This window comes from Caballeronia sordidicola, assembly GCF_002220365.1.
Taxonomy (GTDB): Bacteria; Pseudomonadota; Gammaproteobacteria; order Burkholderiales; family Burkholderiaceae; genus Caballeronia; species Caballeronia sordidicola_C.
Window position 1 is genome coordinate 1 of record NZ_MTHB01000207.1, and the last position, 15,306, is coordinate 15,306.

The 15,306-nt window shown below is 60.1% G+C and carries 16 protein-coding genes; 7 read left to right on the forward strand and 9 right to left on the reverse strand.

Annotated features, from left to right (window positions below):
• Both BSU04_RS29625 and BSU04_RS29630 read right to left on the reverse strand, forming a co-directional pair.
• Positions 1-220 (reverse strand): transposase (locus tag BSU04_RS29625; RefSeq protein WP_373452889.1); only part of this gene is annotated, 220 nt, incomplete at its 3' end.
• A 209-nt stretch (positions 221-429) separates the two neighbouring features.
• Positions 430-861 (reverse strand): OsmC family protein, encoded by a 432-nt coding sequence (locus tag BSU04_RS29630; RefSeq protein WP_089163879.1) that lies wholly within the window; start codon positions 859-861, stop codon positions 430-432.
• A 193-nt stretch (positions 862-1,054) separates the two neighbouring features.
• Between BSU04_RS29630 and BSU04_RS29635 the strand changes: the two genes are divergently transcribed.
• Entirely contained in the window at positions 1,055-2,395 is a 1,341-nt protein-coding gene (locus tag BSU04_RS29635; RefSeq protein ID WP_089163880.1) for an NAD(P)/FAD-dependent oxidoreductase, read from the forward strand.
• Between the two features lie 144 nt (positions 2,396-2,539).
• Here BSU04_RS29635 and BSU04_RS29640 read toward each other — a convergent pair whose 3' ends face one another.
• Positions 2,540-2,758 carry a hypothetical protein gene (locus BSU04_RS29640; protein ID WP_089163881.1) on the reverse strand — a complete coding sequence of 73 codons (219 nt, stop codon included), beginning with the start codon at positions 2,756-2,758 and terminating at the stop codon, positions 2,540-2,542.
• Positions 2,759-2,980: 222 nt separating this feature from the next.
• Here BSU04_RS29640 and BSU04_RS29645 point away from each other — a divergent pair, with 222 nt between their 5' ends.
• Complete coding sequence (locus tag BSU04_RS29645; RefSeq protein WP_089163882.1) at positions 2,981-3,631, forward strand: DsbA family oxidoreductase; 651 nt, start codon at positions 2,981-2,983, stop codon at positions 3,629-3,631.
• Positions 3,632-3,671: 40 nt separating this feature from the next.
• On the opposite strand, the gene waaC is transcribed toward BSU04_RS29645, so the two are convergent.
• Together waaC and ypfJ are read right to left on the reverse strand one after the other, a co-directional pair.
• Positions 3,672-4,682, reverse strand: coding sequence for a lipopolysaccharide heptosyltransferase I (waaC, locus tag BSU04_RS29650; protein ID WP_089163883.1), 1,011 nt, complete (start codon positions 4,680-4,682; stop codon positions 3,672-3,674).
• Positions 4,683-5,017: 335 nt separating this feature from the next.
• Complete coding sequence (gene ypfJ / locus BSU04_RS29655) at positions 5,018-5,932, reverse strand: KPN_02809 family neutral zinc metallopeptidase (protein ID WP_089163884.1); 915 nt, start codon at positions 5,930-5,932, stop codon at positions 5,018-5,020.
• Between the two features lie 449 nt (positions 5,933-6,381).
• On the opposite strand from ypfJ, the gene BSU04_RS29660 reads away from it, so the two are divergent.
• From BSU04_RS29660 to BSU04_RS29670, 3 genes are read left to right on the forward strand one after another with little or no spacing between them, the layout of a single operon-like run.
• The gene (locus BSU04_RS29660) at positions 6,382-7,794 is read left to right on the forward strand and encodes a cytochrome ubiquinol oxidase subunit I (protein ID WP_089163892.1); all 1,413 of its coding nucleotides are present in this window, start codon (positions 6,382-6,384) and stop codon (positions 7,792-7,794) included.
• Between the two features lies 1 nt (position 7,795).
• Entirely contained in the window at positions 7,796-8,797 is a 1,002-nt protein-coding gene (gene cydB / locus BSU04_RS29665) for a cytochrome d ubiquinol oxidase subunit II (protein ID WP_089163885.1), read from the forward strand.
• The gene (locus tag BSU04_RS29670) at positions 8,775-8,963 is read left to right on the forward strand and encodes a hypothetical protein (protein ID WP_089163886.1); all 189 of its coding nucleotides are present in this window, start codon (positions 8,775-8,777) and stop codon (positions 8,961-8,963) included. The genes cydB and BSU04_RS29670 overlap by 23 nt, the downstream gene beginning before the upstream one ends.
• A gap of 137 nt (positions 8,964-9,100) precedes the next feature.
• Here BSU04_RS29670 and BSU04_RS29675 read toward each other — a convergent pair whose 3' ends face one another.
• Both BSU04_RS29675 and mnmH read right to left on the reverse strand, forming a co-directional pair.
• Positions 9,101-10,156 (reverse strand): permease, encoded by a 1,056-nt coding sequence (locus BSU04_RS29675; protein WP_089163887.1) that lies wholly within the window; start codon positions 10,154-10,156, stop codon positions 9,101-9,103.
• A gap of 34 nt (positions 10,157-10,190) precedes the next feature.
• A complete protein-coding gene (gene mnmH / locus BSU04_RS29680) occupies positions 10,191-11,267 on the reverse strand; it encodes a tRNA 2-selenouridine(34) synthase MnmH (protein ID WP_089163888.1) in 1,077 nt (358 codons plus the stop codon).
• 333 nt (positions 11,268-11,600) lie between these two features.
• On the opposite strand from mnmH, the gene BSU04_RS29685 reads away from it, so the two are divergent.
• Both BSU04_RS29685 and eutC read left to right on the forward strand, forming a co-directional pair.
• Positions 11,601-12,980 (forward strand): ethanolamine ammonia-lyase subunit EutB, encoded by a 1,380-nt coding sequence (locus BSU04_RS29685; RefSeq protein WP_089163893.1) that lies wholly within the window; start codon positions 11,601-11,603, stop codon positions 12,978-12,980.
• Positions 12,980-13,786, forward strand: a complete 807-nt coding sequence (gene eutC / locus BSU04_RS29690) for an ethanolamine ammonia-lyase subunit EutC (protein ID WP_089163889.1) — start codon at positions 12,980-12,982, stop codon at positions 13,784-13,786. The genes BSU04_RS29685 and eutC overlap by 1 nt, the downstream gene beginning before the upstream one ends.
• Positions 13,787-13,863: 77 nt before the next feature.
• Here eutC and BSU04_RS45775 read toward each other — a convergent pair whose 3' ends face one another.
• Together BSU04_RS45775 and BSU04_RS29705 are read right to left on the reverse strand one after the other, a co-directional pair.
• Positions 13,864-14,886, reverse strand: coding sequence for a fimbrial protein (locus BSU04_RS45775; protein ID WP_144021386.1), 1,023 nt, complete (start codon positions 14,884-14,886; stop codon positions 13,864-13,866).
• 48 nt (positions 14,887-14,934) lie between these two features.
• Positions 14,935-15,306: FimD/PapC C-terminal domain-containing protein (locus BSU04_RS29705; RefSeq protein WP_306427236.1), on the reverse strand; the 372-nt coding region annotated here is incomplete at its 5' end.

A 15,306-nucleotide genomic window follows, 5' to 3' on the forward strand; every position in this document is an offset into this window, starting at 1 on the left:
ACACGCCCGTGGCATAGCCATACACCAGGATCGCCAGCAGGGTGGCCGGATGATGCGCCTTCGAGCCTCGTCCCGCGTACTGACGGGTCAGGTTCGACAGATCCAGTTGATCGACCACCTCGACCACGAACCGCGCCAGGTGACCTTCGTTCAACCAGTCGTCCAGTGACGGGGGCAGCAGATAGTCGGTGTTGCGGTCGGTGACGATGAAGTGAGACATGACAAAACTCGCTTAGTTATACGAATATAATTTTCTCATATTTCATGCTGGAATGCCCGAGAAAGCCCGACAGGCTGCTAGACGAATCTGCTGAGCAGTTGGGGCGAGACGAACAATGACGGGACAGTCCTGGACGACAGACTCTGCAAAAAAGAAAGGGCGCGGCCAGTTTCGCGGCCGCGCCCTTGAACACCTCGCTCAAATGAAACTCAGGAGATGAATTCGGTGTTCAGCGTGATCTTCGCGTTTCCAGCGAACAGCTTGGACACCGGGCAGCCCTCTTTCGCTGCGTTGGCCAACTTCTCGAACGTGGCTGCGTCTGTGCCGGGCACCTTGCCCTTCAAATCCAGATGACAGGCAGTGATCGAGAACCCGTCGCCGTCCTTGTCCAGCGTCACGGTAGACTTCGTCTCGAGGCTTTCCGCCGTGAGACCCGCCTGCGTGAGTTGCAAGGACAGAGCCATCGTGAAACAACCCGAATGCGCAGCGCCGATCAGCTCTTCCGGATTCGTTCCGGGACCGCCTTCGAAACGGGCTGCAAAACCATAAGGCGCGTCTTTCAATACGCCGGTTTGCGTCGAAATGTAACCTTTACCGTCCTTGATGCCACCACTCCATTTTGCCGATGCTGTTTTTTGCACGAGTGTTCTCCAGAAAGTCAGGGTGGATATGCCGCGCAATACCGCCGCAGCATGGAATCGACCGTCAGGCCGGTTGCACAAGCGCCGGCTCTTGACGCGCCATCGGGTAGAGCGAAGCACACAGGATGCCCGAAAGCACAGCGGGTGTGTTGCCGGGTCCATTTTCCCGCGCCAGCCCTATCAAGGAGGATAGATGGGTCCACAAGTAGTTGAAGTTGTTGAAGATCGTGATTTACCCGAGCGTGTCGATGTTGTCGTTATCGGCGGCGGCATTATTGGCGTGAGCACGGCCCTTTTTCTCGTCGGGAAGGGCATGTCGGTAGCGGTCTGCGAGAAAGGCCATATTGCCGGCGAGCAATCCAGCCGCAATTGGGGCTGGTGCCGCGCGACGCATCGTGACCTGCGCGAGCTGGAACTCAGTCTTGAGAGCCTCAAGCTGTGGCGCGAGCTGGACCGGACGCTCGGCATCGATACGGGTTTCCGGGAATGCGGCATCCTCTACGCCGCCGACGACCCCAAGGCGCTCGCCGATCACGAAAGCTGGCTGGCGCGCGCCGTCGGCCTGGTGGGCCGCGAGGGTATAGATTCACGCATCACATCGAGCGACGAGACGGCCGTGCTGATGCCTGGCGTGGCGCGCAAGTTTCCGGGCGGCATCTACACACCCTCCGACGGCCGGGCGGAACCGCAGCGCGCGGCGCCCGCCATTGCCCACGCCCTGCGCGCCAAGGGCGTGAAGGTTTTAACGCCGTGTGCGGTGCGTGGTATAGAAACAAGCGCGGGTGCGATCAGTGGCGTCGTGACCGAATACGGCCCGATCCGCTGCTCGAGCGTGGTGGTAGCAGGCGGTGCGTGGACACGCTTGTTTGCTGGCAGCGTGGGCGTTGAGCTGCCGCAGCTGAGCGTGAGGTCGTCGGTGCTGCGCACGGAGGCGGTCGACGGTGGACCTGAAGTCAGTGCCTGTAACCAGACGGTCGGATACCGCAAGCGGCTGGATGGCGGCTACACGATCGCGAATGCGTTCCGCAGCCTGGCCGAGATCACGCCCGACAGCTTCCGGCTATTCAGTCAATACTTTCCGGCGCTGAAAAGCCAGTTCAGGTCGATGGACTTCGCTTTCGGCGAGCGGTTCTTCGAGGCGTTGCGCCAGCCTCGGACATGGCAGCTCGATCAGCCAACCGTCTTCGAAACCGTCCGTACGCTCGATCCAGCGCCCACCCAAAAATTCAACGATGTCGCTATCAACGCGTTCCGTGCCCTCTTTCCGGCGCTTGGGGACGTGAAAGTGGAGCAGGCATGGGCGGGTTATATCGACGTTACGCCTGATGCGGTGCCAGTGATTTCGGCCGCGCAAGAGGTTCCGGGTATGTTTATCGCCACGGGATTTTCGGGCCACGGTTTCGGAATTGGACCGGGAGCGGGAAAGCTGATGGCTGATTTGGTCGCGAACGACAAGCCGCTGGTGAACCCGCGAGCGTTCCGCCTCAGCCGCTTCAGCGACGGCACGAAGATCGAACTGGACGGGGGATTTTAAGCGAGAAAACAGAGGAATACGAATTTCACAGAGGATGTTTCTCGCTTTTAATACTTCCGAGCCCTCCGCAGCATGGATGCGGGAAGACGTCTAAAAGCTAGCCCCCGCCAGCTCCGAGCGGTCGCTCAGAGCTGCTTTTCCAACTTACTTGCCCGAGATTACCCGGCGTGCTTCGATCTCAGCGAGTTCAAGCGCAGCCTGCTCGGTTTTGACCGGACGACCACATCCGCGTCCAATTGTCTGCCCAATGGACCCGTTTACGTGTTCCGTGACAACGCGGATATAGCCCTTGAACATAGCGCCCGGTGCCGGCATTACGAGTGCCTCGACGGTCTTATTGCCCTTCGTTTCTTTGAATGCCATTGCGGCCCCCTGTTTAATAGTGGGCGGATCCTATCACGAACGAGCGTCCTACCCCTTTCGGTCGTACCGTGTTGCACGCGCGGCTCGACGGCAAGACAGCGCAAACGGGTCGGAGAATCCACTACGCTCTTCCGCGATAGCCGGTTAAAGAGCGGACGGGGCTAAAGCCCAATGTCGGGTAGAATTTCGGACTAGTTTTGGACCAATCCGGACCACCTTTATATGACAAGCTCCAAGCTGTACCTCGACGTGTGGTCGGATTTCGTGTGCCCTTTCTGCTATCTGGAAGTGCCAGTTATCGACCAGTTCAAGCAGACCTATGGCGAGGCGGTTGAGGTTCGCTGGCACGCGTTCGAACTGCGTCCAGAACCCGCTTCCGCGATCGATCCGGATAGTGATCTCCTGCATGAAACCTGGGAAAACTCGGTCTACCCGATCGCTAACGAACGCGGTTTGTTGCTGCGCCTCCCGCCGGTTCAACCGCATAGCAGGAAGGCGTTCGAGACCGCGTTTTTCGCGCGCGAATCGGGCCGTTTCGACGTTGTGCATCGTGCGATCTTCAAGGCATATTTTGAGGACGGCATCGATATCGGCGACACCGATGCGCTGCTGGATATTGCCGCGACCTGCGGCATCGATCCGGAATCGCTGGAAGAAGCGTTGCTCGGCGACGAACTCACCGACGCGGTGATCGAAGACGAAGAATTTGCGAAGAAGCTCGGCGTAACGGGCGTGCCGTTCGTCGTGCTCTCGCGTGACGGCGTGGGCGATCAGGAACCGCAGCCGCCCATCGCGTTACGCGGCGCGGCGCCAATCGAGCATTTTGAAGCAGCGCTCGGACGCCTGTTCCCGGAAGGGTTTTCGGCTGCTTGAGTGCACGCTGGCGGGCTTCAGTACACTGTCAAAGCTCGAATCACGTTACGGTTCCCGTCGCTACATCGTGCGCGGCGGGCGCCACCGTCCCCGTCAACACGCCTTCTATTGCTTTCAGCACTGTCGTCACATCGGGCGGAGCAAGCTGGTCGCCGACAGCAACCGAATGCGACGACGAGCCAATGCCAAAATGCTCGCGAGAGGTTGCCGTAAAAATCATCACCGTGGGCCGGCCCAGCGCATACGCCAGGTGGACCAGCCCGGTATCCATGCCCACGACCAGTGCCGACGCTTCAATGCAATGCGCGCACTCGGTCACGGTCAGCTTCGGCAAAACGATCGCCCCCGGCACGAGCGCCGCAATCTGCTCGCCCTCTCGGCGCTCGCCTTCGGTACCCCAAGGCAGCGCGATCCGATAACCCCGCGCCGTCAGCGAACGCCCCGTCTCGGCCCATCGGTCGATCGGCCATTTCTTTTCATCGGCGGATGTAGCGTGGAACAGCATGGCAATGGGCGCGCCCTGGGGAAGCTGTAGCGGCGTAGCCAGCGATGGCAGATGAAGATTGAAGTCGGGGGTTTCATCGAAGGAATAGCCCAGCGCGTCGGCCACGCTTACGCGCATGCCACGCCACGCATCCGTTTTCGGCCGCGGCCCGAAACGTTTGTTGTACGCAAACGCCGCACCGAGCTCACCCAGATCCTTGTTCTTGTACCCGTAACGCCGCCGCCCGCGAGCCAGGAACGCAATGATCGCGCTCTTGTACACGCCATGGATATCCAGGACCACGTCGTACTTCTCGGCCCGCAGGTCACCAATAGACGCAGCGATATCTTTCAAATCCGCCCAGCTGCGCGCTTTCTTGAACTTGCGCAGCGGCGCACTCAGCACGCGGTCAACGGCTGGATTCCAGCGAATGATGTCGGCAAAGGCCGCGTCTGCTGCCCAGTCGATCTTGGCGGACGGAAATGCACGGCGAAGATCGGAGACCACAGGCTGCGTCTCTACGATATCGCCCAATGATGTCACCTTGACAATCAGGATTCGCTTCATGGGGATGCTATGGGACCTTTATTTCGCCAGCGTGGGGGTTCAGGCGGAAACACTTGACCCTGTGCCGCCGGACGGCTGACTCGCTTGACCGAACGCGCTTTCGGCAGATCGAAAGCCATTCGGGTCATGATCGATTTGAAAGCCGGAATTCTATAAATTGGCGTCAAGCCGCGCTGTCAGTATTTGTAAGTTCTGAGATGATCGTTCTGCCCGAATTATCCGTCGAAATGACGGTTTTCACTACTATTTCACGGTCTTTCATGAACAAAGCGCCTGACGTCCAGACGTCTTGGCATGGGAAATTGCGTCGCGCGATGGCCGTAAAGAGGGCCCGCTCAGAGCGTTTTGGCACCGAAGGTGTCGCACTGGCCCAGATCGCCCGTCGCCAGTCCGCGATTCAACCAGCGCTGCCGCTGCACGCTCGTGCCGTGCGTAAACGCTTCTGGAACCACGCGTCCTTGCGTCTGCTTCTGCAGCCGGTCGTCGCCTATTGCTCCCGCCGCGTTCAGCCCTTCCTGGAAGTCACCGGGCTCGATCAGCTTTGCGTTGTTCTTCTGAGCCACGTTGGCCCAGACACCCGCGAAACAATCCGCCTGCAACTCGACACGCACCGACAACTGGTTGGCCTGTTCCCGCGACATCCGTTGCCGGGCGGCATCGACCTTATTCATGACGCCCAGCACGTTCTGCACGTGGTGGCCGACCTCGTGCGCAATCACGTACGCCTGCGCAAAATCTCCACCCGCGCCGAAGCGCTCGCGCAACTCCCGATAGAACGACAAATCGATGTACACCGTCCGGTCGTTCGGGCAATAGAACGGCCCCATGGCTGACTGGCCGGCTCCACACGCGGTCGCAGTGCCGCCGGAGAAGAGGACGAGCTTGGGCGCAGGGTAATCCTGGTTGTAGCGCGTCCGGAAAATCTGCTGCCACGTGCGCTCGGTGTTGCCGAGCACCCGGCGCACGAACACTGCGTCTTGATCGTTCGCGCTTGCCTGCGGCTGGGCGCGCGGGTCCATCTGCCGCTGCTGCGTCTGCGGCTGGCTATATGAACCGCTCTGCCCGGTCGAACCACCGTTCAGGATGAGCATGGGATCGATACCGAAAAAATAGGCGGCCGCCAATGCTATGACAATCGTGCCGATACCGATCGAGCGCCCTCCGCCGATGCGAAATCCTCCGCCCCCGCCTCCACCGGCCCCACGGCGGTCCTCCACATTGCGGCTCTCTGCTTCGTCATCAAGACGCATGGTTTTTCTCCCGTCGAGGTGTTTGGTTGGTTTGGCTGCAGGTCTGTTCTCCCGACCAGGAAAACGCCTGCGATGCTGTTCCGTCATGGTACCCGGCGTATGCCGGCACACCAGCGGAGAATCGCGCCGACGCGTCGCGACAAACGCGCCCTGCCTCACCACCACGCGGCAAAACGTCTTTGACGCAGTGCGGTTGATTGTCGCGGAATTGATCAACCAGCAATTTCGGGCGTCGACAAGATCTCTCAATAAAAAGACTTAAAGATCATCGAGTTACAAGTCATCCATCTTTTAAATTGCGACATTTCCGCACATTCCTGACGCCTGCCGCGCCGCAGCATTCATCTCAAAATCTGGCTTACAGTCACTTCCGTCGTACTTAGTCCAACCAACCAGCGCCCGCCCGCGAGCTCGTTTCGAATGCGCCCGCGATGGCGGCACAACTAGCCATGCATGCCACTCAGCAAGCGCTCGATCTAGCCCGTATCCAGTTCGCTTTTACGGTTTCTTTCCACATCGTTTTCCCGGCGCTGAGCATCGGGCTGGCGAGTTTTATCGCTGTGCTCGAAGGCGCCTGGCTCAAGACCGGTAAGCCGGTCTACAAGGAGTTATGCCTGTTCTGGTCGAAGGTGTTCGCCGTCGCGTTCGGCATGGGCGTGGTGTCCGGTGTCGTGATGAGCTACGAATTCGGCACCAACTGGGGCGGCTTTTCGAGCTTCGCCGGACCGATCACCGGCCCGCTGCTCGCCTATGAAGTCATGACCGCATTTTTCCTGGAAGCAGGCTTCCTCGGCATCATGCTGTTCGGCTGGAACAAGGTCGGACCGAAAGCGCACTTCGGCGCCACGCTGATGGTCGCCATCGGCACGCTGATCTCGACCTTCTGGATTCTTGCATCGAATAGCTGGATGCAGACGCCGCAGGGGTTTCGTATCGAAGGCGATCATGTCGTGCCGGTGAGCTGGTTCAAGATCATTTTCAACCCGTCGTTTCCGTACCGGCTTTCGCATATGGCGATTGCTGCGTTTATTGTCGCGGCGCTCGTGGTGGCGGCTTGCGCGGCGTATCACTTGCTGAAGGGACGCAAGGATCCAGCCATCAGGAAGATGTTTTCGATGTCGCTCTGGCTGCTGCTGGTGCTCACCCCGCTTCAGGCGATGGTCGGCGACCAGCACGGTCTCAATACGCGCGAATATCAACCGGCGAAGATCGCGGCTATTGAAGGCCTGTGGGACACGGAGAAAGGCGGCACTGCGCTGAACCTCTTCGGCATCCCAGACATGGACGCCGAAACCACGAAATACGCGGTGTCCATTCCACACTTGGGCAGCCTGATCCTGACACATAGCTGGGACGGTGAAATCCGCGGCCTCAAGTCGTTTCCAAAAGAGGACCGGCCGAACTCGACCATCGTGTTCTGGAGCTTCCGGATCATGGCCGGGCTCGGGGTACTGATGATCCTGATGAGCGCGGCCGGCTTCGTACTGCGGCGGAAAAACAAGCTGTTCGAATCGAAGATGTTCCAGCGCTTCGTGCTGGTGACGGGACCGTCGGGATTCATCTCGCTGCTCGCCGGCTGGGTGACGACTGAAGCAGGACGTCAACCGTGGGTTGTCTACGGCGTGATGCGCACGGCGCAGGCCGTGTCGCCGGTTACCGCGCAACAAGTGGGGGTGACGCTGCTGATCTTCGTGATTGTTTATACGCTCGTGTTCGGTACCGGCATCTACTACTTGCTCAAACTGCTCAGAACCGGCCCGGCATTGCCCGGCGCGATCACGCACGCACCGCGCATGGACGACGACAACCATACCGCGCGCAGGCCGCTGTCCGCCGCGACGCATTCAATCGAAGGAGCCTGACATGGACTTGTCCCTGACGTGGGCCGCAATCATCGCGCTGGGCGTGCTGATGTATGTCGTGCTCGATGGTTTCGATCTCGGCATCGGCATCCTGTTTCCGTTCTTCCCCGAAGAGCGTGATCGCGACGTCATGATGAACACCGTCGCACCGGTCTGGGACGGCAACGAGACCTGGCTCGTGCTGGGCGGCGCCGGCCTGTTCGCGGCGTTCCCCATGATCTATTCGACCGTGCTCTCAGGGCTGTACCTGCCGTTGATGTTCATGCTGGTCTGCCTGATCTTTCGCGGCGTCACATTCGAGATCCGCTCGAAGGCAACCCGCACGAAACACATGTGGGATCTTGCGTTTATCGGCGGATCGGCGGGCGCGACATTTTTCCAGGGCGTAACGCTCGGCGCGTTTCTCAATGGCATTCCGGTCGCGGACGGCCGTTTTTCCGGCGATGCCTTCACCTGGTTCACGCCCTTCAGCCTGTTCACCGGACTCGCGCTGGTGGTCACGTATGCGCTGCTGGGCTGCTGCTGGCTGATCGCGAAAACGGAGGGCGATTTGCAACGCCGCTTTTATCGGATCGTGTGGCCGTTGACGCTGCTGCAACTGGGGACTATTGCGGTCGTCAGTATCTGGACGCCGCTGCAGGACGCGGGCATTGCCACGCGCTGGTTCGATACCCCGTGGTTCTATCGATTCCTGCCGGTGCCGGTGCTCGTGGTCGCCTGCGCATGGCTCATGCGCCGCTCCATCCGTTCACGGCATGAAACGCGGCCGTTCATGATGGCGCTGGCGTTCGTGCTGCTCGGTTATAGCGGTCTGGTGGCCAGCATATCGCCCCATGCCATCTTCCCCGGCGTGTCGCTCTGGGAACTCGCGGCTCCGCATTCGAGCCAGATGTTCACGCTCATTGGCGCGGCGGTGATCTTGCCCGTGATCATTGCTTACACGACGCTTGGTTACTGGGTCTTTCGCGGGAAGGTGCGCCATGGCGAACATCACTATCACTAAAACTGAGACCGGGACTGAGACTGAGACTGAGACCGGTATCAAACGCCGCGAGGGTTGGCGGCTGAAGAGCACGTTGTGGTTCGTCGCGCTCTGGTGTGTCGGCGTGGGCGGCGCGATGCTGCTGGCGCTGCCGTTCAAGCTGCTGATTCAGGCGGCTACGCGTTAGGGCGTGGCAGGGGCGGTCGGGCACTCGCACCGACGCCGCAATATGCAACTGACGCTCACGAAAAAAAGAGGCCGGTTTCAACTCGCGTTGCAACCGGCCTCTCGTGTCTTGGACGCTGCGAGTGACATCCCCCGTAGCTAGAACCCCAGCGCCACAGCAAGCAGCCCCGCGACAATCCCGAATCCGACCACCGCGACGGCCACGAACGTCAGGACGCGCGGCGGAAAAGATCGGCCGAGCATGGCGACCGACGGCAAGCTGACCGGCGGCAGCGTCATCAGCAACGCGCCCGCGGGGCCGGCTGACATGCCGAGCGACAGCATTGCCTGGATGATCGGCACTTCGCCCGCTGTCGGGATCACGAACAACGTGCCGGCGATAGCGAGACCGACAATCCACAGCACGCTATTGTCGATATTCGGACCAATATGCGGAAACAACCACGCCCTCGCCGCGCCGAGCACCAGCACGAGCACGATGTATTCGGGCACAAGCCGGATCGTCATGCGTCCGAGGATGCGAATCCAGCGCGTGAACGCCGTACCCGGATCTTCCGCGGTAACCAGCTTCGCCATCTCGCTGCGTGACGCTTCGGCTTCCTTCGGCGTCACCATCCGGTTCACGGCATAACCCAGGCCGAACACCATCAGGATTCCCAGCGCCAGCCGCAGTCCCATCCATTGCCAGCCGATCACGAAGCCCATGAAAATCAGCGTGGCCGGGTTCAGCACGGTGTTGCCAAGCCAGAAGGCAATAGCCGCTCCCGGCGCCGCCTGACGCGCCCGCAGGCCAGCCACGACCGGCGCCGCGCAGCAGGTGCACATCATGCCCGGCAGCGACATCAGGCCACCGTTCACCACGCTGCCAAAGCCACTCTTGCCGAGCGCGCGCGCCACCCATTGCGGCGGTATTAGCGCCTGCACGGCCGAGCCGAGCAGAAGCCCCAACACCATCGCCTGCCAGATCGCCTTGCCATAGGCAAGGGCATAGTCGATAGCGGCGTGCCACGACGGCGCGGGCGCGTTCGCGGCGGTGCCCATCAGGATTGATTTACCGATGGAATGCTGACTGGCCGCCACGAATGCACGGTTGTAGTAAGGAAACCATTTGACGTAAAACAGGCCCACGACCGCGATCAGCAGGAACGTGATCCAGCCGAGCGCGACGCGGGGTTGTCGAAGAGTGGATTGCATGGTCTTGGGTAGTTTGTATTGGAATGAAACGGCGTCAGGCTGAGCTAGCTGAGGTAACTGGCACGGCGTCGAGCCGTGCCAGGAGCGCTCTTGCCTGCTCGACCACATCGGCGTCGTTCGGCCGGAACAGCATGTGCGTGGCGTGTGGCAATTCGCTGAAATTCTGGTGGCTGCTGCGTGAATAGGCCGGATCGTAATGCAGGTCGATCAGTTCGCGGGCCAGCTCAGCCTGGCGACCCGTGTCGATCAACCCATGCCAGTTGCTCACCCGCTCGCGGCTATGCAGCCCGATCAGCCGCGACAGTTGCTGCTTGAATGACACCGGATCCTGGAAAAGATGCGCGTAATCGTGCAGCAGGAATGTCGCACGATCCTCACGGCTTGCTTCGACATCGACACACGCGCCGCGGTGAAACGACTCCAGCAGCGCGAGGGGCAAAGAGATCGTGCCGATCCGCCGGCTCTCCGCCTCGACGAACACGGGCCGGGCCGGATCGAAGCCGCGTAGCGCGCAGACCAGCAGCGTGTCGAACCATTTCTGCGATGGTTGCGGCTCACCCGGCAACGCGCCGAGCAGGGAGCCGCGATGCGACGCCAGTTGCTCAAGATCCAGCGTCTGTGCACCAGCCTCGTGCAGTGCGTGCAGCAGACGCGTTTTGCCGCTGCCGGTGGGGCCTGTGAGCGCGATATACCGGAACGTGGCGGGCAGATGGTCGAGCGTATCGAGCGTCGCGCGCCGGTAGCGCTTATAGCCGCCCTCCAGTTGCCGCGCCTGCCAGCCGATCATGCTGAACACGGTCGTGACCGAACCGGACCGTGTTCCGCCGCGCCAGCAATAAATCAGCGGGCGCCAGTTACGCGGCCGGCCGGCGAAGGTCGTATCGAGGTGCTGTGCAATATTGCGCGCGACCAGCGCAGCACCAGCGCGGGACGCTTCGAACGGCGACACCTGCTTGTACATCGTACCGACCAGCACCCGCTCCTCGTTGCTCAGCACGGGGGCGTTGAGCGCGCCGGGGATATGGTCGTCCGCGAATTCGAGTGGCGTGCGGACGTCGACGATCTCGTCGAAATCGGCCAGGCGATCGAGGGAAACAAGCAGGTTTTTCAAGGTGCGGCGCGCAGAAGTGCCCGGATGGGGAGAGGCGGATTATCGCACGCGGGAAATCAGGTCGCGATGCGCCCCGCCGCGCCGTACAGGGCGCAGATCGGGCATGAGCACTCCGTGCTGCTCCGTTCAAATTACCGGGTCCGCATTTTTGGCCGTTAATTGTTTCGCCGCATACTTCGGGTTAACGCGTGAATCGCCCACAATCCCGGTCGTCAGCGAAGGACGTGGCTGAACCTGCGCAAGACGCTCGCCGGACTCCGTGTGCGCTGGCCGGCCGGCGAGCGCGCAATCCGTGCCTGGAAAAGCTTCGAAACAAGGAACAAGGATCAAGCAATGAGCTATAGCGAAACCATCGGTCTGCGGACCTACCGTTTCGACGACCTGAAGACGCTGCTGGCGAAAGCCAGCCCGCTGCGTTCCGGTGACCAGCTGGCAGGCGTGACAGCTCACACAGAAGAAGAACGGGTCGCGGCAAAGATGGCGCTCGCGCAAGTGCCGTTGCGCGCCTTCCTCAACGAAGCCGTGATCCCGTACGAGATTGACGAGGTCACGCGTCTGATCATCGACGATCATTCTGGCCAAGCTTTTGCCGAGATTTCGCATCTCACCGTGGGCGATTTCCGCAACTGGCTGCTGGCAGACACCACCGACTCCGCCGCGCTGATCCGCGTGAGCGCGGGTCTGACACCGGAGATGGTCGCGGCCGTATCGAAGCTGATGCGCAACCAGGACCTGATCCTCGCCGCGAAAAAACGGCCGGTCATCACGCGCTTTCGCAACACGATCGGCTTACCCGGACATTTGTCGGTGCGCCTGCAGCCGAACCATCCGACTGACGACGTCAAGGGCATAGCCGCATCGATGCTCGACGGCCTCATGTACGGCTGCGGCGACGCGATGATCGGTATCAATCCGGCATCGGATTCGCTGAGTGCGATCACGACGCTGCTCGTGATGATCGACGACTTCCGGCAACGTTACGAAGTCCCGACGCAATCATGCGTGCTTACGCATGTGACCAACACGATTGCTGCGATCGAGAAAGGCGCGCCCGTCGATCTCGTGTTCCAGTCGATTGCGGGCACCGAGAAAGCGAACAGCAGTTTTGGCGTCTCGCTGGCGCTGCTTCAGGAAGCGCATGAAGCGGGGTTGTCGTTGAAACGCGGCACCGTTGGCAACGACCTGATGTATTTCGAAACCGGCCAAGGCAGCGAGTTGTCCGCCGACGCGCATCATGGCGTCGATCAGCAAACCTGCGAAGTGCGCGGTTACGCAGTCGCGCGCAAGTTCAACCCGCTGCTGGTCAACACGGTGGTCGGTTTCATTGGCCCCGAGTATTTGTACGACGGCCGGCAGATCATTCGCGCCGGACTGGAAGATCACTTCTGCGGCAAGCTGCTCGGTGTCCCCATGGGTTGCGACATCTGCTACACGAATCACGCGGAAGCCGATCAGGACGACATGGACAACCTGCTCACGCTGCTCGGCGTCGCCAATGTCAATTTCATCATGGGCATTCCCGGCGCGGATGACGTCATGCTGAACTATCAAAGCACGTCATTCCACGACGCGCTGTATGTACGCAATGTGCTCGGCCTGCGGCGCGCGCCGGAGTTCGAGGTGTGGCTTGAGTCAATGCGAATCGCCGATCAGCGCGGCAGGTTGCTGAACCAGTCCGCAACGCAACCGTTGCTTGAATGGATGAGCGCCTGATGGCCGATTTCGACAATCCTCCTTCCTCCGTCAGCATCAATCCGTGGGACGCGTTGCGCCGTTTTACCAACGCGCGCATTGCGTTGGGCCGGGCGGGCAGCAGCCTGCCGACGGCGCCTCTGCTTGCGTTCAATCTTTCGCATGCACAAGCGCGCGACGCCGTGCATCAACCGCTCGATGTGGCCGCGTTGCATGCATCATTGCGTGCAGCGGGTTTTGATACGCTCGATGCCGAAAGCGCTGCCCCCGATCGCGATCATTATCTGCGGCGCCCGGATCTGGGCAGAAAACTGAACGATGAAAGCGCGGCACGGTTGCGCGACTACGCGGCCGCAGCGCCGGCTGCGTTCGATATCGTGTTCGTCGTCGCCGATGGGTTGTCGGCCTACGCCGCCGCGGGTCATGCGGTACCGCTGCTGGAACGAATGCGCGCGAAGATGACTGGCGTCAGCATCGGTCCAATCGTGATCGCGCGTCAGGCGCGCGTCGCGCTGGGTGATGGTATCGGTGAGCTTTTACGGGCGCGGATCGTGGTGATGCTGATTGGTGAACGGCCGGGTTTGAGTTCACCCGATAGTCTCGGTATCTACCTGACCTATGAGCCGCGCATCGGCAAAAGCGACGCGGAGCGCAACTGTATTTCAAACGTTCGGCCTGAAGGACTTGGCTACGACGCAGCAGCGTTCAAGCTGCATTACCTGTTGACTGAAGCGACGCGTCTGAAGCTTACGGGCGTCAAGCTTAAAGACGATAGCGATATGTTGTTGCAGGCGGCCAGGGTATCGGGTTCTGCACTTGCGCCGTAGATCAAGCGCCAAGAGGCGACAGTCGTTCCGCCTCGGTGCTAGTGATTGGCATGATCACCCGATGACAATCATGTTGCCTACTGGTACGACATGGTGAAAGTCGCTTTCGCATTCGCTGATCCGCTGCCAATCTTGCCAGTGCGTATATATCGTGCTGTTAGAGGAACAGTGATCGCGCCGCCGGGGGTTTGCGCGGGTGTCATCAAGAACTGACCAGGATTGCCCGGCACCGATGAATCAACGCCGAAATTAATTGGTTTTTTGCCAAAAACAATCTGGTAGCCAATGCCCTGAGCGGTTGAGTCAGCATCGAGAGTCAAGGTCGTCGTTGTATTCGCCGGCGTGTTTACGTCGGTTAGGGTTGTATACACCTTCACACCCGGGTCGCAGTTCAGGCCAATGTTCAAACTCGTATCACCATCGGTTGAACCGACGTTCGGTAACCTGTACGTATAGGTCTTTGGCATGCTGACGGCTATGGAAGGTGTCGTGACCGTGCAAGCCGCGACGGCGAATGTACCGGTTGCCAAACCGGAAAACACGTTGGCCGTGGCGCTCGTGGCAGGTGCGTATTCCTGGATAGTGACGGCAGGGATTGTGGTCAGCTTACCTATTGGTGCATTCCCAATTTTCATGAAGTACGCCGTGTACTTCAAGGTGAAGGTTTGAGACTGACCCGTCGCAGCCACATTGCAATTAAGTGTCCGTTGGATGATTAATATCTGCGACGGCATTCCTCCCGACCAAGCAGTACAAGAGGTGCCTGGCGCATTCTCGGCGGTGTATCGCACTGCGATGTCGGGAACGTCCGTCTTGTAGTAATTAGTGAACCCGGGCACGGCCACGGCAGTGGGCGTCAACGTGTACAGGCTGATTGTGTAGGCGGTCGTGTCAGGGGTACAAGTAAGCGTCACGAGAGTCGAGTACGGAGCGCTTTGCGTGCCTGCAGGCGCGTCACGAGGAAATATATTTGAAGGAACATCCGGAGCGAAATTAATGCCGCCCGAAATAGTACATGCGGGGACTGCCGCATGTACCGCCGACACGCACAACACAAACTGCGCTACCAAATACGCAACGAATGCTACCTTCTTCAACATGTTTCCCCCGCGATAAAGGTTGTCAACACCACACGCCTGCAGAATGTTCTAAGGTGCAATAGTCGATGCATTTTTTACACCGGCTGTTTTGCTCTCCCCGCTCGCCTGCATTTCACTTCCCGGCACGCAATGCGACTGCAGCGACAAATACCCGGGGTTATACGCTTTCGCCTCTTTCTTCGGCAGCGTATAAGCAATCCGGCATTGTTCAACCGGACCGTTTCCCCACTTCACCGTCAGCGCGCCCTGATCCTCAAGACCGCGTGCAAATATTCTGCTGTCCTGACCGACCACGCCCACGCTCTTGCCTTGTTCGTCTTCCACACTCGCTCCAAAGGGTAACGCTCCACCACCCAGTTTCGGCGCCTGAATCAATGCAGCCCGTCCACTCACCGTCTCGTACTTCATCATCACTATAGA